19 protein-coding genes are annotated in these 22,049 nt (G+C 56.3%); 8 read left to right on the top strand and 11 right to left on the bottom strand.

From position 1 onward, the window contains the following. Nucleotides 1-10 precede the first annotated feature (10 nt). The 3 genes from pyrH to rpsB all read right to left on the bottom strand — a co-directional run bounded on the left by pyrH (nt 11) and on the right by rpsB (nt 2,635). Nucleotides 11-739, bottom strand: a complete 729-nt coding sequence (pyrH, locus tag QPL98_RS18290; RefSeq protein WP_011786005.1) for a UMP kinase — start codon at nt 737-739, stop codon at nt 11-13. Nucleotides 740-919: 180 nt separating this feature from the next. Next, nucleotides 920-1,789 (bottom strand): translation elongation factor Ts, encoded by an 870-nt coding sequence (gene tsf / locus QPL98_RS18285; protein ID WP_153741592.1) that lies wholly within the window; start codon nt 1,787-1,789, stop codon nt 920-922. Between the two features lie 93 nt (nt 1,790-1,882). Further along, nucleotides 1,883-2,635 carry a 30S ribosomal protein S2 gene (gene rpsB / locus QPL98_RS18280; RefSeq protein WP_011786007.1) on the bottom strand — a complete coding sequence of 251 codons (753 nt, stop codon included), beginning with the start codon at nt 2,633-2,635 and terminating at the stop codon, nt 1,883-1,885. 273 nt (nt 2,636-2,908) lie between these two features. On the opposite strand from rpsB, the gene map reads away from it, so the two are divergent. The 6 genes from map to dapE all read left to right on the top strand — a co-directional run bounded on the left by map (nt 2,909) and on the right by dapE (nt 10,148). Next, nucleotides 2,909-3,679, top strand: a complete 771-nt coding sequence (gene map, locus QPL98_RS18275) for a type I methionyl aminopeptidase (RefSeq protein ID WP_228223980.1) — start codon at nt 2,909-2,911, stop codon at nt 3,677-3,679. Beyond that, nucleotides 3,680-6,325, top strand: coding sequence for a [protein-PII] uridylyltransferase (locus QPL98_RS18270; RefSeq protein ID WP_303293755.1), 2,646 nt, complete (start codon nt 3,680-3,682; stop codon nt 6,323-6,325). It begins immediately after the preceding gene. After that, nucleotides 6,322-7,524 carry a succinyldiaminopimelate transaminase gene (gene dapC / locus QPL98_RS18265; RefSeq protein ID WP_303293754.1) on the top strand — a complete coding sequence of 401 codons (1,203 nt, stop codon included), beginning with the start codon at nt 6,322-6,324 and terminating at the stop codon, nt 7,522-7,524. The genes QPL98_RS18270 and dapC overlap by 4 nt, the downstream gene beginning before the upstream one ends. Next, on the top strand, nt 7,521-7,862 hold the full coding sequence (locus QPL98_RS18260) for an ArsC family reductase (RefSeq protein WP_011786011.1): 342 nt from the start codon (nt 7,521-7,523) through the stop codon (nt 7,860-7,862). The genes dapC and QPL98_RS18260 overlap by 4 nt, the downstream gene beginning before the upstream one ends. A gap of 40 nt (nt 7,863-7,902) precedes the next feature. Then, a complete protein-coding gene (gene dapD, locus QPL98_RS18255; RefSeq protein ID WP_022991540.1) occupies nt 7,903-8,931 on the top strand; it encodes a 2,3,4,5-tetrahydropyridine-2,6-dicarboxylate N-succinyltransferase in 1,029 nt (342 codons plus the stop codon). A gap of 86 nt (nt 8,932-9,017) precedes the next feature. Then, complete coding sequence (dapE, locus tag QPL98_RS18250; protein WP_199451979.1) at nt 9,018-10,148, top strand: succinyl-diaminopimelate desuccinylase; 1,131 nt, start codon at nt 9,018-9,020, stop codon at nt 10,146-10,148. A gap of 34 nt (nt 10,149-10,182) precedes the next feature. On the opposite strand, the gene QPL98_RS18245 is transcribed toward dapE, so the two are convergent. Next, nucleotides 10,183-10,401: a SlyX family protein gene (locus tag QPL98_RS18245; RefSeq protein WP_011786014.1), complete on the bottom strand. Its 219-nt coding sequence runs from the start codon at nt 10,399-10,401 to the stop codon at nt 10,183-10,185. 168 nt (nt 10,402-10,569) lie between these two features. On the opposite strand from QPL98_RS18245, the gene QPL98_RS18240 reads away from it, so the two are divergent. Then, entirely contained in the window at nt 10,570-11,109 is a 540-nt protein-coding gene (locus QPL98_RS18240) for a cold-shock protein (RefSeq protein WP_199451978.1), read from the top strand. A gap of 76 nt (nt 11,110-11,185) precedes the next feature. On the opposite strand, the gene QPL98_RS18235 is transcribed toward QPL98_RS18240, so the two are convergent. The 3 genes from QPL98_RS18235 to QPL98_RS18225 form a co-directional block, all read right to left on the bottom strand. Further along, nucleotides 11,186-11,560: a hypothetical protein gene (locus QPL98_RS18235; RefSeq protein WP_303293753.1), complete on the bottom strand. Its 375-nt coding sequence runs from the start codon at nt 11,558-11,560 to the stop codon at nt 11,186-11,188. Further along, nucleotides 11,532-12,935 (bottom strand): hypothetical protein, encoded by a 1,404-nt coding sequence (locus QPL98_RS18230; RefSeq protein WP_303293752.1) that lies wholly within the window; start codon nt 12,933-12,935, stop codon nt 11,532-11,534. The genes QPL98_RS18235 and QPL98_RS18230 overlap by 29 nt, the downstream gene beginning before the upstream one ends. A gap of 133 nt (nt 12,936-13,068) precedes the next feature. Beyond that, nucleotides 13,069-13,980 (bottom strand): DUF1853 family protein, encoded by a 912-nt coding sequence (locus QPL98_RS18225; protein WP_303293751.1) that lies wholly within the window; start codon nt 13,978-13,980, stop codon nt 13,069-13,071. A gap of 64 nt (nt 13,981-14,044) precedes the next feature. Here QPL98_RS18225 and QPL98_RS18220 point away from each other — a divergent pair, with 64 nt between their 5' ends. Beyond that, nucleotides 14,045-14,485: a VOC family protein gene (locus QPL98_RS18220; protein WP_023008780.1), complete on the top strand. Its 441-nt coding sequence runs from the start codon at nt 14,045-14,047 to the stop codon at nt 14,483-14,485. A 63-nt stretch (nt 14,486-14,548) separates the two neighbouring features. Here the strand turns inward: QPL98_RS18220 and QPL98_RS18215 are convergent, their stop codons facing one another. From QPL98_RS18215 to QPL98_RS18200, 4 genes are all read right to left on the bottom strand, one after another. Further along, nucleotides 14,549-15,622, bottom strand: coding sequence for a hypothetical protein (locus QPL98_RS18215; RefSeq protein ID WP_303293750.1), 1,074 nt, complete (start codon nt 15,620-15,622; stop codon nt 14,549-14,551). 70 nt (nt 15,623-15,692) lie between these two features. Next, a complete protein-coding gene (locus tag QPL98_RS18210; protein ID WP_303293749.1) occupies nt 15,693-16,760 on the bottom strand; it encodes a hypothetical protein in 1,068 nt (355 codons plus the stop codon). Next, nucleotides 16,757-20,269, bottom strand: coding sequence for a toxin VasX (locus QPL98_RS18205; protein WP_303293748.1), 3,513 nt, complete (start codon nt 20,267-20,269; stop codon nt 16,757-16,759). Before QPL98_RS18205 ends, QPL98_RS18210 begins: the two co-directional genes overlap by 4 nt. Next, nucleotides 20,266-22,049, bottom strand: a 1,784-nt coding sequence (locus QPL98_RS18200) for a type VI secretion system Vgr family protein (protein ID WP_303293747.1), incomplete at its 5' end; no start/stop codon positions are given. The genes QPL98_RS18205 and QPL98_RS18200, both read right to left, overlap by 4 nt.

Genomic DNA, 22,049 nt, shown 5'->3' with positions numbered 1-22,049 from the left:
GCAGCCTTATTCATTCAATCAATGTGCCTTCCCGTTCCCCGGTCACAATGCGCGTCAGCACACCGGGGCGGTTCATGTCGAAGACCCGAAGCGGCATACCGTGATCCCGCGCCAGGCAGATGGCCGTGAGATCCATCACGCCCAGTTTCTTGTCCAGAACCTCATCATAGGTCAGGTGGTCGTATTTTACTGCGGTAGGATCAAGATGGGGATCGGCCGAGTAAACGCCATCTACCTTGGTTGCCTTCAGAACAGCGTCAGCTTCAATTTCAATGCCACGCAGACAGGCCGCGGAGTCCGTGGTGAAGAACGGGTTGCCGGTACCCGCGCTGAAGATGACCACGTCACCTTCCTTAAGATCCCGCACCGCACGGCGACGGTCATAATGCTCGACAATGCCGCTCATGGGGATAGCAGACATCACGCGGGTACGGATGTTCGAACGCTCCAGCGCATCACGCATGGCCAGGCCGTTCATGACCGTGGCCAGCATCCCCATGTGGTCTCCGGTCACGCGATCAAGGCCTGCCGCATTGAGGGCTGCTCCGCGAAACAGGTTGCCACCGCCAATGACCAGCCCCACTTGAACACCAATGCCAATAAGGGCACCAATTTCCAGGGCCATACGATCAAGAACTTTGGGATCAATACCGAAATCGTGCTCTCCCATCAGGGCTTCGCCACTGAGCTTGAGCAGAACACGCTTGTATCTGGGCTGGTTTTTCGAAGATGTCGGCATGGTGGTCCCCTTCTCGTCTGTTGGCTATCCGGCGCAAACCCGTTGCAGGCTTGTATCTGACATACTCCTCAAAAAAGGGGTATCTCAGATACAAGCCCGCCACGAAAGCCGGGCGAACCCGGCTGACGTGGCAGACTCAGGTGGCACTACCATGTTGCACGGCAGTGCCTCGAAGAGGAATCAGGCCTTGCCTGTGCCAGCGGCAGCAGCCACTTCAGCAGCAAAATCCACTTCTTCTTTCTCGATGCCTTCACCCACTTCCAGGCGAATGAAACCAACCAGGTCGCCACCGGCCGACTTGATCAGGTCACCCACTTTCTGGTCCGGATTCTTGACGAACGGCTGCTCAACCAGGCTGTTTTCAGCCAGGAACTTCTTGATGCGGCCACCCATCATCTTCTCAACGATCTCGGCAGGCTTGCCTTCCATATCCGGCTGGGCCTTGATGATCTCTTTCTCTTTTTCCAGCTCTTCAGCCGGCATGTCGTCAGGCTTGCCAACGCGCGGGTTAACAGCAGCAACGTGCATGGCAATGTCGCGAGCCAGCTCTTCGTCACCTGCAGTCAGGGCAACAACGGAAGCGATCTTGTTGTTGCTGTGCACGTAACCACCCACAACCGGGCCTTCAACCTTGATGATGCGACGAACGGTGATGTTTTCACCGATCTTCTGAACCAGAGCCTCACGCTTGGCTTCCAGGTCGCCTTCCATCAGCTTGGCAACGTCAGTTTCGCCCTTCTCGAAGGCAACATTCAGAACGTCGTTGGCAAAGTTCATGAAGTTGTCGTCGCGAGCAACGAAGTCAGTTTCGGAGTTCACTTCCAGAATGAAGGCCACGGTGTTGTCGTCAGACACCTTGACCAGAGACACGCCTTCAGCGGCAGTACGGCCGGCCTTCTTGGCGGCTTTCAGACCGGAAGACTTGCGCAGCTCTTCAATCGCAGTTTCAACATTGCCTTCAGCTTCAACCAGTGCTTTTTTGCACTCCATCATGCCAAGGCCAGTACGCTCACGCAGCTCTTTGACCATTGCAGCGGTAATTGCAGCCATGTTCAATCCTCTTGTCTTTTCCGAATTCGGTGGGGAGGTATACCCGCATAAACAGGCGGGCATACCTTACAACTCAAACGTTAAGCCTGGATGTTACTCGGCGGCCGGAGCAGCGCCTGCAGCATCTTCGCTGACTTCAACAAACTCGTCAGCGCCAGCGCCGGCAGACTGGGAAGCTTCCAGACAGGTATCGGCAACGGCTTTCACGTAGATCTGGATAGCACGGATGGCGTCATCGTTACCCGGGATCACGTAATCAACACCATCGGGATCGCTGTTGGTATCAACAACACCGATAACAGGAATACCCAGCTTATTGGCTTCCTTGATGGCGATACGCTCGTGGTCTACGTCGATAACGAACAGGGCATCCGGCAGGCCACCCATATCCTTGATACCACCGATGGAGCGCTCGAGCTTATCCATCTCACGGGTACGCTCAAGAGCTTCTTTCTTGGTCAGCTTGTCGAAAGTACCGTCCTGGCTCTGGGCTTCCAGATCACGGTAGCGACGGATAGACTGACGGATGGTCTTGTAGTTGGTCAGCATACCACCCAACCAGCGGTGGTTAACGTAAGGCTGACCGGAACGCTGAGCTTCTTCCTTGATGATCTTGGAAGCCGCGCGCTTGGTACCAACAAACAGGATCTTGTTCTTGTTCTCAGCCAGAGACTGAATGAAGTTCAGCGCTTCATTCATGGCCGGAACAGTCTGCTCCAGGTTGATGATATGAATCTTGTTACGGGCGCCGAAGATGAACTTCGACATTTTCGGGTTCCAGTAGCGAGTCTGGTGACCGAAGTGAGCACCTGCCTTGAGCAGGTCACGCATATTTACCTGAGCCATGATATTTACCTTTTAGCTTCGGGTTAGTCCTCCACGCGTCCGATTGCCCCAACCAGCCTCCTTTAAACAGGAGCCGGCACCCTGGGACAACGTGCTGACACGTGTGTGAATTTGCCGGATTCGTTTCCGGCGGGCGCGTTTATACCATATCTGCCAGGCCAAACGCCATTATTTTTAGCCCCGGACTATGGCCAGCATAGCCTGCTCCCCGCCTTGTACCTTATGTCGCCGCCCCTTAAAATGCCGGTTTGATACAAATCAACAGGAAGCCCGATGCAGGTAACTATCAAGACCCCCGAAGAGATTGAAAAGATGCGCGTGGCCGGTCGCCTGGCTGCCGAAGTTCTGGAAATGCTCGACGAACATGTCAAACCCGGCATCACCACCGAAGAGCTGGATCGCATTGCGCACGATTACATCGTCAACACCCAACAGGCGATTCCCGCTCCTCTGAACTACAAGGGCTTCCCGAAGTCGATCTGCACGTCGGTCAACCACGTGATCTGTCACGGCATACCGTCCGAGAAGAAGGTGCTAAAGGAAGGCGACATCATCAATATTGATGTTACCGTCATCAAAGACAGCTACCACGGCGACACCAGCAAGATGTGGATTGTGGGTAAACCCAAGCCCGGTACCGAACGCCTGATCCAGATCACCCAGGAGTGTCTATATAAAGGCATTGAACTGGTCAAACCCGGCACCCGTCTGGGTGATATTGGCCACGTGATACAGCAGCATGCCGAGAAACACCGCTACTCCGTTGTCAGGGACTACTGCGGCCACGGCATTGGCAAGGTGTTTCATGAGGAGCCTCAGGTAATGCACTACGGCAAGCCCGGCACCGGCATGGAACTGAAAGAAGGCATGACCTTTACCATCGAGCCGATGATCAATCAGGGCAAATACCAGACCAAGTTACTGGCAGATGGCTGGACGGTAGTCACCAAGGATCACAAACTGTCGGCACAGTGGGAGCACACCATTCTGGTAACCTCCGATGGCTATGAGGTGCTCACCCGCCGATCGGAAGAGTCGTTCTAAGTGGACCGAAGCGAGCTGGAATCCCGCATCAGTAACGACACCTCACCGGTGTTTGCCGCACGCGAACTGTTGCGGGAAAGCTATAACGCTGATGCCGAGGCATTTCGGCAAGGCGCCGATGTCCGAGCCTTGGTTCACGCCAGGGCCAATACCATCGACAAGGTACTCCGGCTGATCTGGAACCGGTACCCGTTTTCCCGCTCCGCTGACATTGCGCTCGTGGCCGTCGGGGGTTATGGTCGGGGCGAGCTGCACCCCCATTCCGATATTGACCTGCTGATCCTGACCCGCAACGGCATAGGAGAAGACTGGCAGGAAGACCTGGGCGCGTTTGTTACCCTGCTCTGGGACCTCAAGCTTGATATTGGCCACAGCGTTCGCAGCCTGGCTGAATCCATTCAGGCCGCCCGGGAAGATATCACTATCCTGACCAACCTGCTGGAAACACGCACCATCGCAGGCCCGGATGGATTGCGGGCCGAACTCAGCGAAATGGTGTATTCAGACGATGTCAGCTCCGATCGGGATTACTTCCTGGCCAAACGGGAAGAGCAGCAGCAGCGCCACAAGAAATACGGCGACACGGAATATAACCTGGAACCCAACGTCAAAGGCTCACCGGGGGCCCTTCGGGACATCCAGACCATCGGCTGGATCACCAAACGCCATTTCGGCCTGCAGAATATTGCCGACCTCACCCGCTTCAGCATCCTGACCGAAGAAGAGCATCAGATTCTGTATCAGGGAGAGACCTTCCTCTGGCAGCTCCGCTTTGGTCTTCAATTACTGGCCGACCGCAACGAAAATCGACTGTTGTTTGACCACCAGCGCGCCCTGGCACAAATGCTCGGTTACCAGGACGAAGGCAAGCGTCTGGGCGTAGAACTGATGATGCAGCAGTACTACCGCACAGTGCTTGCACTGGCGGAGCTGGCGGACGTAATCCTGCAGTATTATGACGAAGCCATCATTGGCAGCGGCGGAGAAGATGAAATCCGCCCACTGAACAAACGTTTCCAGGTTCGCAACCTTTACATTGAAGCGGTGAACAATCAGGTGTTCGCCTATGCTCCCTACGCGATCATGGAAATCTTTGTGCTGATGGCGCAACACCCGGAGATTAAAGGCATCCGGGCCACCACGATTCGTTCGCTCCGGGCCCACAGGCATCTGATTGACGATGCGTTCCGCTCTGACCTGGCCGTCACCACGCTGTTTATGGAGCTGCTACGCACGCCCCATGCCCTGGACCAGACCCTGTCGGCCATGAAGAAGTACAACGTGCTGGGCCGCTATCTGCCCGAGTTCGGCCAGATCATCGGCCAGATGCAGCACGACCTATTCCATATCTATACGGTAGACGCCCACACCATGCGGGTGATCCGCAACATGGTGAGGCTCAACAGCACCGAAGCCCGAACCGAATACCCCCTGGCCTCGCGCCTGATCCACCGGCTACCCAAACTGGAAACCCTGTTTATTGCCGGCCTCTACCACGACGTGGCAAAAGGCCGGGGCGGCGACCATTCCGAGCTTGGCGCCATTGATGCCGAAGCCTTTTGTGAGCGACACCACTTGAGTGAGCGGGACACCCAGCTGGTCTCCTGGCTGGTGGAAAACCACCTGCTGATGTCCATGACTGCCCAGCGCAAGGATATTTCCGACCCGGACATTATTCAGGCCTTTGCCCGCGCGGTACCCAGCCAGGCCCACCTGGATTATCTCTACATCCTCACGGTTTGCGATATCAGTGCCACCAATCCCAAGCTGTGGAACACCTGGCGCGCGTCGTTGTTGCGCCAGCTTTATATTGAAACCAAGCGGGCCCTGCGCCGCGGCACAGACAATCCGGTAGACCGGCAATCCTGGATCCGGGCCACACAGGAAGAAGCCCGGGAAATCCTGCGCGCCCAGAACATGACCGATGAACAGATCGACCACATCTGGGAGACCGTGGACGACGAGTACTTCCTGCAGGATTCCACTGTCGATATCGCCTGGCAAACTGCCGCTATCATTCGCCACGGCGACAACCCGGATCCACTGGTGCTGATCCGGGACACCCGGGGCGGCCCCACGGATGGCTATTCGCAGATCATCATCTACATGAAAGATCGCGTCGCCCTGTTTGCCGCCACCACCGCTGTTCTGGAGCAGTTGAACCTGAACATCGTGGATGCCCGTATCAATTCCACCGAAGGCCCCTATTCCATCAGCTCCTACGTGGTTCTGGATGACAAGGGCCAGCCGCTGGGCATCGACCCGGCCCGGAAGGAGCGGGTACGCAAGCGACTGATTGAAGAACTGGACGACCCGGAAGACTATCCGGACATCATCCATCGCAGAACGCCAAGGCAGTTGAAGCACTTTGCGTTCCCGACCGAGGTGACCTTCTCCAACGACACCATCAATCAGCGCACGGTGATGGAACTGATTACGCCGGACCGCCCCGGTCTGCTGGCGCGGATTGGCCAGGTGTTGCTGGAGCACCGGGTGCGGCTGACCAACGCCAAGATTGCCACGCTGGGAGAACGGGTTGAAGACGTGTTCTTCATCACCGACGAACAGGGCGAACCCCTGCGCGACCCGGGCGTGTGCCAGGCCCTGCAACAGGACCTCTGTAAAATGCTGGACGAGATTCAATGAACCCCAATCTGGAAAGACTTCACCCCTACCCCTTCGAGAAACTGGCCAAACTGAAGGCCGGCATTTCGGTACCAGAACATCTGGAGCCTATCTCCCTGGGAATTGGTGAACCCAAGCACCCGTCGCCAGCCTTCGTAAAGGACGTTATTGCCGATAACCTGGACAAACTGGCGAATTACCCCACCACCAAAGGCACCGACGAACTTCGTAGCGCGATTGCCGCATGGGCAACCCACCGGTTTGATCTTGCACCGGCGTCATTAGATCCGAACCGCCACGTGGTGCCCGTAAACGGAACCCGCGAAGCCATCTTCGCCCTGGTTCAGGCGGTTGTGGATGCTGGCAAACCCGCCACCGTGGTCAGCCCCAATCCTTTCTATCAGATCTACGAAGGCGCAGCCTTCCTGGCCGGCGCCACACCGGTTTATCTGCCCTGCGATGGCGGCAATGGCTTCATCCCGGACTTCGACGCCGTGCCCGAGTCGGTCTGGAAGAACTGCCAGATCCTGTTCCTGTGCTCGCCCGGCAATCCGAGTGGAGCGGTGATTCCGAGGGAAACCCTGGTAAAAGTGATTGAACTGGCCGACCAGCACGATTTCCTGATTGCCTCGGACGAGTGCTATTCAGAGCTCTACCCGGACGAAGCCAACCCGCCGGAAGGCTTGCTGCAAACTTGCGCCGCCATCGGCCGCCACGATTTCAAGCGCTGTGTGGTGTTCCACAGCCTGTCCAAACGCAGCAACCTGCCGGGCCTGCGGTCCGGCTTTGTGGCCGGCGACGCCGAGGTGCTGGCAGGCTACCTGAAATACCGCACCTACCACGGCTGCGCCATGCCCATACATAACCAATTGGCCAGCATCGCCGCCTGGAAGGATGAGGACCATGTGCGCGAAAATCGGGCCGCCTACCGGGCCAAGTTCGAGGCAGTCGTGCCCATTCTGCGCGAAGTGATGAACGTCGACTTCCCGGATGCCGGCTTCTACCTCTGGCCGGAGACGCCCATGGACGACGAAACATTCGCCCGGGAGCTGTCCGCCCGACAGAACGTACACGTATTGCCGGGCCGATATCTGTCGCGCACGGTAAACGGCCACAACCCGGGTGAAAACCGCGTGCGCATGGCACTGGTGGCTCCCTTGGAGGAATGCGTTGAGGCCGCGAAACGTATCGTTGAGTTTGTAAAAGGTTTTGAACAATGAAGTTATATGGCATCCGCAACTGCGACACCGTCAAAAAGGCCCGGAAGTGGCTGGATGAACACGGCGTGGACTATGAGTTCCATGATTTCAAGAAAGACGGCCTGAGCAGCGAGAAGCTCAGCCAGTGGGAGCAGGCCGTTGGCTGGGAAACGCTCCTGAACAAACGCGGGACCACCTGGCGAAAACTTCCCGACGAGGTTCGTGATACCATTAGCGCCCAAAGTGCCCACCAGATCATGCTGGACAACCCCTCCATCATCAAACGCCCTGTCGTCGAGCGCGGAGACGGCGTAAGCGTGGGGTTCAACGCAGACGACTGGTCTGCGTGGCTGGGCTGAATTTTTCTGACTATTTAATGACAACAGGAGCAACCACCAGATGAGTTTTGCATTCGGTATCGGAATCGGCACCCAGAACAACCAGGGCGAATGGCTGGAGGTGTACTACCAGCAGCCGATCATGACACCCGACAGAGACCTGATCGACGTGGTTGAGTCTGCGCTGGACTATAAGGGTGGCAACCAGGCCATCAGCGTGAAAGCAGAACAACTGGCACAGTTTGCCAACGCCCTTCGCCAACTGGGCCGGACAGACCAGGCCAAACTGGCCGAGAAAGCGGCTGAGAGCAAGCGCCCCGTGGTAGTCACCGTACTGGCAACGGACGATACCGCTTCCAGCACGCCGGAGGTGTACCTGAAACTGCACCTGATCTCACACCGCCTGGCCAAGCCCCACAGCCTGAAGCTGGACGGCATTTTTGGCCTGCTGCCCAACCTGGCCTGGACCAACGAAGGCGCCATTGACCTGAATGAACTGCCGGAGCGGCAACTGCAGGCACGCCTGGATGGCCGTATTCTGGAAGTGAAGTCGGTCGACAAATTCCCGCAGATGACGGATTACGTAGTGCCCAAGGGTGTACGTATTGCCGACACCGCCAGGGTACGTCTGGGGGCCTACGTAGGCGAAGGTACCACCGTCATGCATGAAGGCTTTATCAACTTCAACGCCGGTACCGAAGGCACCAGCATGATCGAAGGGCGCATCTCCGCAGGCGTTATGATCGGTAAAGGCTCCGATCTGGGCGGCGGCTGTTCCACCATGGGCACGCTTTCCGGCGGCGGCAACATCATTATTTCCGTGGGCGAGAACTGCCTGCTGGGCGCCAATGCCGGCATCGGCATCCCGCTGGGCGATCGCTGCACCGTTGAAGCTGGCCTGTACATCACCTCAGGCACCAAGGTGGCCCTGCTGGATGACCACAACAAACTGGTGGAAGTGGTGAAAGCCCGCGATCTGGCCAGCAAAAACGATCTGCTGTTCCGTCGCAATAGCCAGACCGGTGCGGTTGAGTGCAAAACCAACAAGACCGCCATTGAACTGAACGAAGAACTGCACGCCAACAACTAAGGCTGTAGCCCGCCACAGAACCCACCGACACCGGGGGTTCTGTGGTGTTATTCCCTCTACTCTTTCCTTATCGAACAGGTTTCCCTATGTCGCTCTCCCCCACCCTGGAACTTGCCAAGGACCTTATCCGCCGCCAATCCGTAACGCCGGACGACGCGGGCTGCCAGGAACTCATGATGTCACGCCTGGCGCCGCTGGGTTTCAGTGGGGAAAACCTGCGCTTTGGCGAAACCGACAACCTGTGGGCAAGAAAGGGCAACAATGGGCCGGTTCTGGCATTTGCCGGCCACACCGATGTGGTACCCACCGGCCCCGAGAAAAACTGGGCGCACCCGCCGTTTGACCCGATCATCAAGGACGGCTACCTGCACGGTCGGGGCGCAGCGGACATGAAGGGAAGCCTGGCGGCCTTCATCACCGCCTGTGAACGATTTGTGGCTAACCACCCGAATCATCGGGGCTCGATTGCCCTGCTGATCACCAGCGATGAGGAAGGCCCGGCCCAGGATGGCACCGTAAAAGTGGTGGAAACCCTCGAAGCCCGCAATGAGAAAATGGACTGGTGCCTGATTGGCGAACCGTCCAGCACCCACCAGTTAGGGGATGTCATCAAGAATGGCCGGCGCGGCTCCCTTCACGGATACCTCACCGTTCGCGGCGTTCAGGGCCACGTGGCCTACCCGCATCTGGCCGAGAATGCCGTCCACAACGTTGCACCGGCACTGGACGCGTTGGCCAAGGAATTCTGGGACAACGGCAACGACTTCTTCCCGCCTACCACCTTCCAGATAACTCGTGTCGAGGCCGGCGTCGGCAGCAATATTGTGCCCGGGGAGTGCCTGGTGCACTTCAACTTCCGTTACTGCACCGAGAACACCGCGGAAAGCCTGGAAGAGAGAGTGGTCGCTATCCTGGACCGGCACAACCTGAAATACGATCTGCAATGGCACCTCAGTGGCCGGCCATTCCTGACCGACAAAGGCGCGCTGGTATCGGCCGCACAGAATGCCATTCGAACCGTGACTGGCCGTGAGACAGAACTGTCTACGTCCGGCGGCACCTCAGACGGTCGCTTCATTGCGCCCACCGGTGCCCAGGTGGTCGAACTTGGCCCGATCAACGCCACCATTCACAAGGTGGACGAGTGTGTGAAGGCTGAGGACCTGGACACACTATCCGAGATCTACGAACAGATTCTGGTCGAGCTGCTGGCATAAAGAATCGAACCAGAGGCTCACAATGAGCCTCTGATCAATAATGCGGCGGGGGTGTTTCCTCTTCTTCCCGCCGGATATTGGACGGCGAGATATCCTTGAGTTGCTTGTGCAGCATTTTCTTGGCGTCCCACAGTTCCCGAATGTCCATCTCCTGCTTGGCGACCTGATCACTCAACGTGTTGATCAGCTCATCCTGGAACGCAAGTCGCATTTCCAGTTCTGCCAGTCGTTCTTCCAGGGAGTTTTTGCTCATGAGGTTTGGTCAGCCCTTTCTGTAATCTGGTATCATGCCGCCTTTTACCGCCTGCGCCCGGGATAATCAGTTTTCCCGGGGTTGGCGGCGTTCACCGGCCAGACATGCCATGTTACCCGATGTCCGGCTTTTTATCGTCAGTGTTAAACCATGGAGAATAACCAACCAATGCGTAATCCAGCCAAAGCGATCCTTGTTGCCATTCTGATCGCGATTCCGGCACCGTTTGTACTCGGCCTTCTGCTTACCACCACTCCGGAACCCCTGAAAATCCTGGCGTTGGGCCAGGGCCTGGAAGCTCTGGGCAGCCAGGGTGGCGTAGCGGCCTATCTGTTCGCGTTTGTTGTCTTTGCCGTTGCCGCCTTTGTTGCGATTGCACTCGCCGGCAAGCAATCTGCCGCGCAGAACTCAACCGCTCGCAAAGCAGCACCTCGCAGTTCCCAGCCCAGCAATCAGTATGACGACGACGAAGACGATTTTGACGACAGCACTCCGGAAGGTAACGAGGAAGGCACCGTCAAGTGGTTCAACGTCAAGAAAGGCTTCGGCTTTATCGTTCGTGACAGTGGCGACGAGATCTTTGTGCACTTCCGCGCCATCCGTGGCCGTGGTCGTCGCGTGCTTCGCCAGGGCCAACTGGTGCGCTTCAACGTGGTTGAGGCAGACAAAGGCCTGCAGGCAGACAACGTGTCTATCCTGAGCGACTGAGACAGCTCCCGCACGCGCCAATAAAAAAGCAGCCTCTCGGGGCTGCTTTTTTGTTTCAAACCGAAAACCTTGGCTGTCAGTTCCAGACCACCAACTGCTCGCCGCGATGATCCAGCCGCCACCACTTATCGTCCTCCACCGGGTCCCCTTCTTTCCAGTCTCCCGGGCTGCAGCGGATTTCAGTATCCATTGCCCGCCAGGCACTGCGGGCGCAATCCAGGTCGCTGTTCCAGGGCAGCTCATCGCCTTCCATCACCAGTGAAGTGAAACGCTTGCCGAAAGCGCCCGGATACAGCGTGATGCGCACCCGCGCGCCGCTATAACTGGCCATGCCCTTCACCACCGAACTGACGTCGGTATCGTCCAGCTGTAATTCCTCCAGTTGGCCTTCCAGCCAGTTGGAGACCGCGGCCGGTTCAAGGTCACGAATGTAGATTTCCAGATCCTGCACCCAAGGATTCTCCCTGCAGTTGTTCGCAATGTCGCACATAGTGAACCGGCCCGGGCCTCGCTGCAACCCATCGCTCCAGTTCCTCGCGAAGATCTTCCACCAGCAATCGTCGCAGCGTGCCGGACCGCTGGCGCTCGTGCCAGAGAACATCGGCCGCGGCCTGCTCAATCATCAGAGCCTCCGCCTTCTGCTCCGGGAAATGGCAATCTTCTCCCCGCGCCAGTGCAACCAGAGACTGCCGGTGCCACACCTCCTTTTCACCTTCCAGTGCCGCTGCCGACACCGAGCCACGACTGGCAAACAAATCCAGCCGGGCGGCAGCTCGCCGCACCCACTGCAACATGCCACCAGGAGTGCTGACACAGCTGCTTTGTCGGGAAGCCGCATATTCGAGAGCTGCCTGGGAAACCTGTATATTCCAACGCTTTTCGATTGCCGGTTGATGTGCGGTGAGTACCGCCCTCCGCTGACGGACACTCACCGGAGGCAACTCCAGAACCTCAGGTTCACGCCCCAGCAACTGCCCCAATCGAACGACACCGCTGGAATCCGTGATCGAGTCACGACCAATCAGCAGGATTGGCCCGGACCAGCCGGAAACCAGATCCCGGATCAGGCCCAGCGGCTCGGCTATCAACGTCAGCAAATCGGCGGGGCTGACATTGTCCAATACCAGCGCAGGCCAATGCTCAGAGGACGAATCACCTGACGGTAAAACCGGTTGATCGCAGGCCAGCACTTCGGACTCCCGGCGAGGATCAACCTGAACCCAGGCCAGGCCGGGAGTGCTCAGCAGCGAGTGCAGCCAGGCCGACTTTCCGGCCCCCCTGGGGCCCCGAACCCAAATCAATGCTTCGGGATTGGCCGCCAGGGCAACTGCAACATCTTCCGCCAGCGCGAGCCATTCTGGTTCAGCAATCGATACCGGCGCAACGAAACGGGCATCGGAGGTGGGCACAGGCACGTCATGTGCCGAGGGCCAGTAGGTCACAAGCTCGAGAACAGCTACGTAGGCTTTATCCTGAAGCCGCTCACACTGGGACGTCAGGGCTTTCAGAAGCACCGGCCAATCGAGCCAGGGGGCCTCTGCCGACTCGCGGGCGGAGGCAATCCAATAGATCAACTGGGAGGACAGATCACCGTCTCCGACCACCTCAGTCACGATGGGCTGCTCACCCTGAATGGTGCGAACGAGTTCGTCCAGGTCGATACTCTGGCGTTGCAAAAACGGGGGAATCGCGGGGATGGCATCGAGCAATGCCAGCAGAAAATCTTCGGCAGTAATCACAGAACCGCCCCGGCGCCCAACACTTTCTCGGGCCATTAACAGCGCGGTCTGACACTCCGGAGACAGACATCCTTGCCAATCTTCCATCGGGGCATCTCCTTCCTTGGCTTACGGGCATCGTCCTGATGCCACCTGAACAGCCCGGAATTCTAGAACCGTGTCACGAATGTGACAACGACCAACGCCCGTTTCTGTGAACCGAACAGCCCCTACAATGATCTTAGGCGCCCGCACCCGGCCACTGAGGCGGCATAACGAACACCCGACTGGCCTCTACCCAGCGATTGGATTCCGGCCGCCTGTTCAAAACGGCAAACAACTGGGGTATCCCGGCGCACTCCACCCGATCAAGCGCCGCCCTCGCCAATGCCATATCCGGCTCAGCCGATTGAGTCCAGGGGCCGATCCAGTCCGGCTTGAACAGCGGCACCCAGCCAGAGGTATTCTCCTGCCGGGCCTGATCAAGCCTCATCCAGTGACCTTTCAGATGCTCCCTCGACACCTGTGCCGGGGCCTCAGGTAGCGTTTGAGCAACCGGATAGAACAGATAGCCTGGCATGAAAATTCGTGGCGTAACTGTTTCGCAGACGCCAACACTGGCCAGCAAACCCTGGGTTTCTGGTCGCTGGCACAAGCGGCTTTGGTGATTCAGCAGGCGCTCAGTCTTCAGATCCAGCCGATCCCGGGCATTGGGCCCGTACCACCGGACCTGGTTCGTCTCTGTTACGAAGCCAAGATAGAACTTGATGGCAATTTCGTGATGCTCCAGTTGGCCGGAGTACCGGTTGCGAACCAGAAAATCCAGCTCACCCAGCGTCCGTCCTTCGGCCTGAACCTGCTGATTCTGCAGTACAATGTCCCAACCCAACAGATCCTGCAGTAACACCTCGTACAGGCGCTCGAAATAGTGGCCAAGCCGACGCTCCGGCGTTTCTGCCAACCGAACAGGCAGGGCTTCAGGATTCCGCTCCCACCGTTTTAAAGTATCCAGGAATTCGGGGGGCAGATGGGCGGCAGGATCGAAACTGAGCTCATGCTTTAACAACTGAGGCGACAGACACAACCAGGCCAGGTGCCGGACCGCCGGCACCTCGAACGCCAGCAACGTCTCGGTAATCTCGTTTTTAGTCATAGCCGAAGAATACCGTAAACTGTGGGGGACACAATTCAGAACCTGGCCAGCCAAGGAGTACCTTATGCAATACCTGCACACCATGATCCGGGTGAGCAACCTGGACGACACGCTGCACTTCTTCTGCGATTTGCTGGGTATGGTAGAAATCAGCCGTAAGAGCAACGAAAAAGGCCGCTTCACCCTGGTGTTCCTCGCCGCCCCGGAAGACGAAGCGCGGGCCCGGGAAGACAAGGCGCCCATGATCGAACTGACCTACAACTGGGACCCAGAGGAATACACCGGCGGCCGCAACTTCGGCCATCTGGCCTACCGGGTGGACGATATCTACGCCCTGTGCGAGAAACTCCAGGCCAACGGCGTCACCATCAATCGCCCACCCCGGGATGGCCATATGGCGTTCATCAAGACGCCGGACGGGATCTCCATTGAGTTGCTACAGAAAGGCGATGCGCTGCCGGCTCGGGAGCCTTGGGCGAGTATGGAGAATGTGGGGAGTTGGTAAAGCAACTTCGATTCTGTAATGGCGCCGGTTTTCGGTCCAGCCATTACAGAATCGAGCGTGTTATCAAATCGGCCATGCATCGGCTGGACGTAGCTCTCGGTATTCCGCCATCGAGATCTTACCGAGTTGCGGCGTGAGCCGGCACTTCCGCTTATTCCAGGGATATTCCTCCTGCCGCTTCAGCCATTCCTTGCCCTCTCCTTCCTTCCAGGCTTCCAAATCCAGATCGCGCCAGAAGCGAGGGTTGCGGCCGCTGCGCCGGTCATGTTCAGCGGTGACAGGATCCAGGTGTCGGAATGGTTCCAGCCGCGGTACATCTGGCAGGGGTTGCGTCACATCCATGTAGGTCTGAAGTACATCCCAAAGTGCCAGGACCTCTGATTTGCTGGATTCGATGGTACTGAAAGCCGTTTTATGGAATGACTTCTGTGTATAGCGATGCACAAAAATGAGCCGATAGAACACACCGCTTTGCTGGATCACCCGATCCACATAAGCATCGAATTCCACAAACGGGGCTTCGAAAAACCGGCCTCGCCCGAGAGCCAGGCGAACCAGCCCGGTGGCTCGGTTGAACTCACTACAACCGTCCTCGAGGGTGTCGTCCAGTTTCTTGTTGATCGCTTTTTCAAAGGGCTTGAGCACAAACCCCATGCCGGTGCTCATAAGCCAATTGGTCGTCGGACGAATTGCCCAAAAAGAGAACAACAACCATCCCGGCACTAAGATGAATAGTAGCAACAAATGCAGAAATGCAGGAAATCCATAGGATTCTGTGAGCTGCACGACTCCCCAAACTACTAACCCCAAACCGCCAATTGTAAGTTTGAACACCCAAAGCACCGGCAGCAGCAATACCAAAAGCTTTAGACCCAATTTTTCATTCAAAAATCGAATCCGTTGGTGGTCCCACCACCAATCTTTGGACTCGAACTCGGGATCTGCTTTTTCATGCTCCTGGAGCACTTCGACGTCTTGGATTGTCCCGAGATAGGAGATAATGCCGGCATAGGTACCGACGGGCTGAAGCTCCTCGCCTATGCGCATTCGCTTTTTGGGGGAAGGTGGCAGTGGTCCAATCTCCATCGCCCGAAAGGCGGTGTCCGAAAAAACAGCGCCTTGCAGCGGTTCAATCACGCTGATCCCTCAAGCAACGCAAAAACTGGGTCGCAAGCGACATGTGGCTGCGCCGATGCTATCAAGCATCTCAAATCGGCCATGCATCGGCCGGACGTAGCTTTCGGTACTCCGCCATCGAGATCTTGCCCAACTGCGGTGTAAGCCTGCATTGGCGTTTATCCCATGGGTATTCCATCTGCCGCTTCAGCCATTCCTTGCCCTCCCCTTGCTTCCAGGCTTCCAAATCCAGATCACGCCAGAAGCGAGGGTTGCGACCGGTGCGCCGGTCATGCTCTGCGGTAACGGGATCCAGATGGCGGAACGGCTCGAGCCTTGGCACATCCGGCAAGGGCTGAGAGGTATCCATGTAGCGTTGAAGCATGTCCCATAGCGCCATTACCTCTTCTTTCGTGGGCTCTACCCGGCTCAGGGACGTCTGGCTGAATTGTTTGGCGGTGTAACGATGCACGAACATCAAGCGGTAGAAGATACCGCCGGCTTCTATCACCCGCTCAACATAGGCATCGAACTCCTCAAAGGGCGCTGTCAGTTTCTTGCCGCCCGGCATAGCAAAACTTACCTGGCCGGTTTCTCGGCTGAAGTAGCTTTCGCCCGCTTTAAGGCTTCGATCCATTATCCTAGAAAGGCCCTTTTCGAATGGTTTTAATAGAAAGGTAGCGGCGCTCATAACCCAAGGTAAGGTTTTTATGATTAGAAACATAGATAGAGCTATCCAACCCAAAACCACTCCGAGGCCTAAAAGTGATTTTAGTTCGTCAGGGAGCTCAACCTTGGAAGCATAATGTAAGAGCATCATCCCTCCACCAACCAAAACAAGCCCGCCCCAAAGGTAAGGGATTAGCAACTGTGCAGCCGAAAGACCAATGAATGCCTTGCCGTTCAGAAAACGGATCTTATGCTGCTGCCACCACCAATCACCAGATCTAAAAAAATCAGAATCGTTCTCATCTTGGCACTGAAGGTCTGCTACATCCTCACACACTCGGTAATAGGGTTCGATACCAACGTAATCGCCGATAGGCTGAAGGTCTTGGCCGAGCCGTTCTCGTTTTGCTGTAGCATCAGGAATACGGGCAATTCGATCTAAATAAAACCCGTATTTTTCGTCATTGAATCCATAACCATTCGGACTCACACTGAGACCTCCTCAACAATCCAATATGGTACAGGTTCATTTTTGAACGGATTAAGCACATTTTTTTTCTTATCTGGCATTAGCCCGTGACGCTCAGCCACAAATGACTCATAGTTATCTAAAACCGGCATAGGATATCTTAATTCCCCCATTTCACTTTCAATCTGGGCCTGCAAGACAACACGCAAGCAAATTGTTCGTTTTTCCGTGTATTCATGTTCTCTGATCTCACCTCCAATCAAGTTTCTTTCTACTAGGAAGTGAACGGAGCTATCTTCAGGTCCCGCAATCCAAGTCTTTATTCGCTTTAATGGGGTGTTTTTCGTCAAATTAAAATCATCGACACTCCAAGCGGATGCTTTAGACGTCTGAATCGTTGTCTGCGTGTACTCCAGCTCTTGCACTCCGAGTCTTAAACGTGGATGTTTATGCTCAAGACCGTTCACAATTCGTTCTTGAGGTTTCTGCCCGAGCTTAAATCGGCTGATCAGTGGGGAACGCAGGGTCACTATGTAATCATGTAGCGAAGGATTATGGTCAGAAAACTTTGACTTATCAGTCTCGTTCAGATCACTGAAACGTTTCGCAGAGACTTTTACGGGTAAGAATATGCTGAGCAGCTGTCCATAGTATGAGGCATCATCCCTCTGAACCCCTGGATGACTGGGACCAGCCCCCAAAGGCCCTCGCTTCAAAACCTGCTCTATCTCACTGTCAGTTGAAATAGCGGCGTATATGCCTCCGCCCAAGACAAGGCTTAAACCAAACAACGCCCATCCCCAACCAGGTACAAAAAGCAAGCCTGTCATAAGCTTTGAAAACACGAAAATGCTGCCCCCCACTACCGCTAGTCCGTGGCCTAGGGCTGCATCCAGATCTCCCCGACTAATACTGTTACGGAAATCCCATGCACTCACCGCAATCATGGCGCTGCCCGCAAAAAAGTTCACAAGAGACATAGAGCGCACAATAGTACTAGCCCCTACCTCAGTGAGCCTTCGATGAACAAGTGATCCTATAAGCGGTACTGACCTCGTCTCGAACAGCGGTCTTTGGATTACCCGGAGAACCAGCTTGTCGTCAACGGGGGAGCTAATGACATGAAGCTTCATCAGTGCCGCCGCCAAGTCCAGCCCTGCACCCAAGAGTTTGGCATTAGTAATTCCAGTTTCTCCAGGTTTAGAGCTGCCCCAAGTCAACATTTCCGACACGAGATTATACGCAGCCAACCCCACCAAAACCCGGGACAAGCCCGGCCCGTCCGCAACAGCCTTAGCCTTATTAGCCCAATCAAATTTCCACGCACTGAACTTCACAGCCTCGGGATGATCAATCGGCAAGACAAACACCCAAGTGTGGGCAGCAGCTTTAACTACAGCCTCACCAACCTCATCCGCAAGCCTTGCCGGACTCGTTGACGCAACCTTTTTACCCGCCGCATCAACTCGATCAGCGAAAAGGTAGTCGTTACGCCTTGTCAACGCTTCACTCTGGAGGTCAGCATCGGTCAATCCAAACGAGAGGCCTTTTCCATGAACGCCGACAATGCTGTAACGCGTCAGGTCAACGGCATCCCTACGCATCACTCTTAATTCACCACCAAGCTTCGGATCCGCAATATCAGCCGCTTCACTGACCGCGGTAAACACTCGGTCCAGCCTGATAGCCGTCAATTCGCCACTCTCACGTATCCGATCAGTAACCTTAAGAACGGCGCCACTCCAGCCACTCAGTGCAGTTTCAACCATCCCCGCAACGGTACCTGCAGAGCCAACAGAAACAGGAGAGGAGCTTTCATCATTCGTACCGGAATCAGCCTCCTCATATTTTAGTTGCTGAGCAATCGTACTGATGGCTGATAAACCTAGCCCATTCAAGTGCCGATCAGTGAGGGTCTCGCCCTGACGAGATAGTGCCCTTAACTGCGCCAGCAACGACCGGTCATCTTCTTCGCATTCCCCGTTAGCCAAAGCGTCAATCAGAGAACTCTTTTCCAGACCCAGCTTCAGGACACGAGACAGAGTAATTGGCTCTTCCACACCCTGCGCTCTAAATACACCAGGTAATTGCTGAAAAATATCCAGCAGCCCCGCATGAAGAGAGAATGCCTCGCATGGCCCGAGCCCTCTATGATGGAGATAGTCACCGCAGACCAAATCAAATTCACCGCTAGCAACTAGCATTTCGAGCTTGGTTAGATGACCATCTATGCTGTGAAGTATCGTTCGGCGTTCTGATTGCTCTAGGATTTTGTGGAGTTTGTCCTGATCTACTGCGGCCCGCAGCTTTCTAAGCTGACCAGTTGAGTCGGATGCATTCGGATCAAATACCGTCTGACGTATCAGCATTGCTGAATGAACCAGCGGTCTTTCCTGTATGGATGCATCAAGAGCGTCAAGATAGTGAAGCGCCAATTGAAGCTGCGCCAACGAGTGGCGCAGCCTGAACAATGGATCCGGGATAGCTACGCAGACAACCCCCCTCTGCGAGCGGAGATGCTGCAAAAGATCTGCCCCTTGGGGGCAGGAGAGCTCAAGAATGTTCGCCACCTCACTCTCGACACCGGCATCCACCGGATCTGGTGCGGTAGCCTCCAGTACATGCTCGAGCGGGTTCTTCATCAATTGCTCAGTGTATTCAACAGGGTCTTTTACTTCGCTTCTCGAGGCCGCCCGCCGTGCTGACTCCCTTGCCTGCTTTTCATTACTCACCAATAGCTTGGCGAGCTTGCTGCACAGATCGCCTTCACTCGGCCCTTCAAAACTGAGCACAAAATCACTGGGATCTTCAATCATTAGTTCAATGCCCAGATCCCGATGCCTGAGTTCTGGAGCGTTCTCAACACGTGATGCAGGGAATCCGGTTGCAAAACTTAATGAATCAACGGATGTGGCCGCCCAGGCATGGCCCACTCCGGTCGTCCTTGCATTACGAACTGCGTCATTCTCTTCAAGTTTCTGAATATAAGACCAATCCCACTGGACTTCACTGTAGGCCATGCGGAAGTCATGCATCACCGCTTGTCCCTGGAGAAACACTGGAACCAGCACATCGTCCAACCACTGCCCCGCTGGTGGGCGCACCATTCTCAAATCGGACTGAGGGTCGTTGACCTCCGCACGCGCTTCCTGAAGATCAACATCACTAAATTGGGAGTTTTGATTGATCTCCAATTCTCGCCAGAGCTTGTCTTTGCGAAAAATGTAGAGAAATCCAGGGCGTAGCAATGCCACCCCTTTACCCTGATAGATTGGTGCACCGCGCCCTTGCTGTACCGGGAGGTTATCGGCGATCTCCGCCAGAGGTTTGATCCTCAAAAGAGTATTCTCTTGGTAATCGTCCCGTTCAATATTGGATCTTGCATGCTTAAGAAGAGGAACAGAGATCTTGCCTCCATCACGCTTGGGGATCGTCAGCACCAGGTCTTTGGGATCTGTATCGTCGTAGTCCGCTCTTCTGAGAATTGAGCGATCCAGAGACTCATCCGAAAAATCCACCGTGTCCGTCATACGCTCTCCGCTCCTTCGCTTCCTTTCACCGCCTCTACTGAATCCCGCTCCAAGTGCCCACCAATCACATCAATAATCAGCTTTCGATCAGAGCCAGGTAACTGTTCAAACTCCGTTTGGTCGGGAGAGGCACCTTTACGCTGACTAACCATTGCCAGTTCAGGAGACTGCTGCATTGCTGCCCGATCTCTATCAAGCACTGCAGGCAGTTCCGGAGCAACTGTACCCTGCCCCGAACCACTCCCCGGGCTGCCCCCGGAATTGATCTTGATCCCCGGCCCACTCAAGGTCACGCCGCTGGGGTCCAGCTTGATAAAACTTCCACCCCCGGAAATTGTCAGCTCTGCCCCGGCATCCAGCACCACCTTGGCACCGGCCTTGTGGTGCACTTCGGTGCCAGCTTCTGCGGCCATGGCACGAGCGGTTTTCTGATGGTAGGTGCCGCCCACGGTCTGGCTGCAATCTGCGCCAACGGACAGCCGGTTTTCGCCGTCGGTGGTGCAATGGTCCGCCGCTTTGATGTGGCTGAACTGGTGGTTCTCCACCGTCAGGTGGCTGTCGTTCTTGATAACTTCGGTGCGGTTGTTTTCCGTCAGCAGGTCCAGGTCTTTCTGGGCGTGCACGTAGACCTGTTCTTCGCCCGCCTCGTCTTCAAAGCGCAGTTCGTTGCTGCCCTCACCCTTGTGGGTTTTGGTCTTCAGGGTGGTCCGGGTTTTGTGTTCCGGCAGCGCGTACGGCGGTGTGTTGGTGGCGTGGTAGGTTCGTCCGGTGATGATGGGCTGGTCCGGGTCGCCGTCCAGGAAGCTGACGATGACCTCGTGGCCAATTCTGGGCAAGGCCATGAAGCCGTATTGGCCACCGGCCCAGCCCTGGGCCACGCGCAGCCAGGCGCTGCTGTGTTCGTCGTTCTTGGAATAGCGGTCCCACGGGAATCTTACTTTTACCCGGCCATACTGGTCGCAGTGGATTTCTTCACCCTCGGGGCCGGTGACGAGGGCCATCTGGGGGCCGTCCATCACGGGTTTGTGGTTGCACAGCGGGCGCCAGGTTTTGTCGGCCGGGATGGCGCTGAAGGTGTTGTGGTAGCTGGTGGGCTCGCTGCCACCCTCTTCTTCCAGAGCCTGGGGCTGTTTGCCGGTGTGGGTGATGGCGGTGAGCAGCCATTCCCGGTTCAGGGTCTGGCTGTCGTGGTCCTGCAGTTCCACTTTGGCGCCGGGGGTGAAGTCCGGGCGGTTGCTTTTGCCGTTGGCCATGGATGCGTCGTTTCTAAGCGCATCCAGTTTGTTCTGGGTGAACGGCTGGCCGCTGGCGTCGGCTTTGTAGCGGCCGGGGTAGTCGTAGTGCTGGTAGTGTTCGGCGCGTCCATGCGCCTCACCCCTTGCGGGGCCAGCCTGCGGCTGTCCAAAATTGCTCCCGGCAATTTTGTCATCCCGGTGGTTAACACCGCCGGCACTGTGTTCATGCATCAGGGCGTAGGCGGGGTTCTTGAAGGTGTAGTCCTTCATGGCCACGGAGGCGGCTTTGACCCGTTCTTCGTAGGCGAACTGGAACACGCAGGCCTGTTGGGTGCTGCCACCGGCTTTGGTGTTGCAGGTAACCGGGTCCAGTTTCGGGGCGTCGCCGTGGTGGTCGGCAAGAATCAGTGCCGGTTGTTCTTCACCATCCACGCTGCCGTGCTGGTAGCGGTAGTGCCAGCCTTCTTCGGCGGCCAGGCGTTCCAGGAACTGCAGGTCGGTTTCCCGGTGCTGGACGCAGTATTCCCGTTCTTCCGGTGGGCGTT

It is taken from the genome of Marinobacter sp. ST-43 (assembly GCF_030541085.1).
In the GTDB taxonomy this organism is placed as follows: Bacteria; Pseudomonadota; Gammaproteobacteria; order Pseudomonadales; family Oleiphilaceae; genus Marinobacter; species Marinobacter nauticus.
This window is presented reverse-complemented; position numbering and strand designations above follow the sequence as displayed.

Excerpts from the sequence above, each read along its gene's own strand:
- pyrH (WP_011786005.1), bottom strand. The coding sequence starts at position 739 with ATGCCGACATCTTCGAAAAACCAGCCCAGATACAAGCGTGTTCTGCTC.
- tsf (WP_153741592.1), bottom strand. The coding sequence starts at position 1,789 with ATGGCTGCAATTACCGCTGCAATGGTCAAAGAGCTGCGTGAGCGTACT.
- rpsB (WP_011786007.1), bottom strand. The coding sequence starts at position 2,635 with ATGGCTCAGGTAAATATGCGTGACCTGCTCAAGGCAGGTGCTCACTTC.
- map (WP_228223980.1), top strand. The coding sequence starts at position 2,909 with ATGCAGGTAACTATCAAGACCCCCGAAGAGATTGAAAAGATGCGCGTG.
- dapC (WP_303293754.1), top strand. The coding sequence starts at position 6,322 with ATGAACCCCAATCTGGAAAGACTTCACCCCTACCCCTTCGAGAAACTG.
- QPL98_RS18260 (WP_011786011.1), top strand. The coding sequence starts at position 7,521 with ATGAAGTTATATGGCATCCGCAACTGCGACACCGTCAAAAAGGCCCGG.
- dapD (WP_022991540.1), top strand. The coding sequence starts at position 7,903 with ATGAGTTTTGCATTCGGTATCGGAATCGGCACCCAGAACAACCAGGGC.
- dapE (WP_199451979.1), top strand. The coding sequence starts at position 9,018 with ATGTCGCTCTCCCCCACCCTGGAACTTGCCAAGGACCTTATCCGCCGC.
- QPL98_RS18245 (WP_011786014.1), bottom strand. The coding sequence starts at position 10,401 with ATGAGCAAAAACTCCCTGGAAGAACGACTGGCAGAACTGGAAATGCGA.
- QPL98_RS18240 (WP_199451978.1), top strand. The coding sequence starts at position 10,570 with ATGCGTAATCCAGCCAAAGCGATCCTTGTTGCCATTCTGATCGCGATT.
- QPL98_RS18230 (WP_303293752.1), bottom strand. The coding sequence starts at position 12,935 with ATGGAAGATTGGCAAGGATGTCTGTCTCCGGAGTGTCAGACCGCGCTG.
- QPL98_RS18225 (WP_303293751.1), bottom strand. The coding sequence starts at position 13,980 with ATGACTAAAAACGAGATTACCGAGACGTTGCTGGCGTTCGAGGTGCCG.
- QPL98_RS18220 (WP_023008780.1), top strand. The coding sequence starts at position 14,045 with ATGCAATACCTGCACACCATGATCCGGGTGAGCAACCTGGACGACACG.
- QPL98_RS18205 (WP_303293748.1), bottom strand. The coding sequence starts at position 20,269 with ATGACGGACACGGTGGATTTTTCGGATGAGTCTCTGGATCGCTCAATT.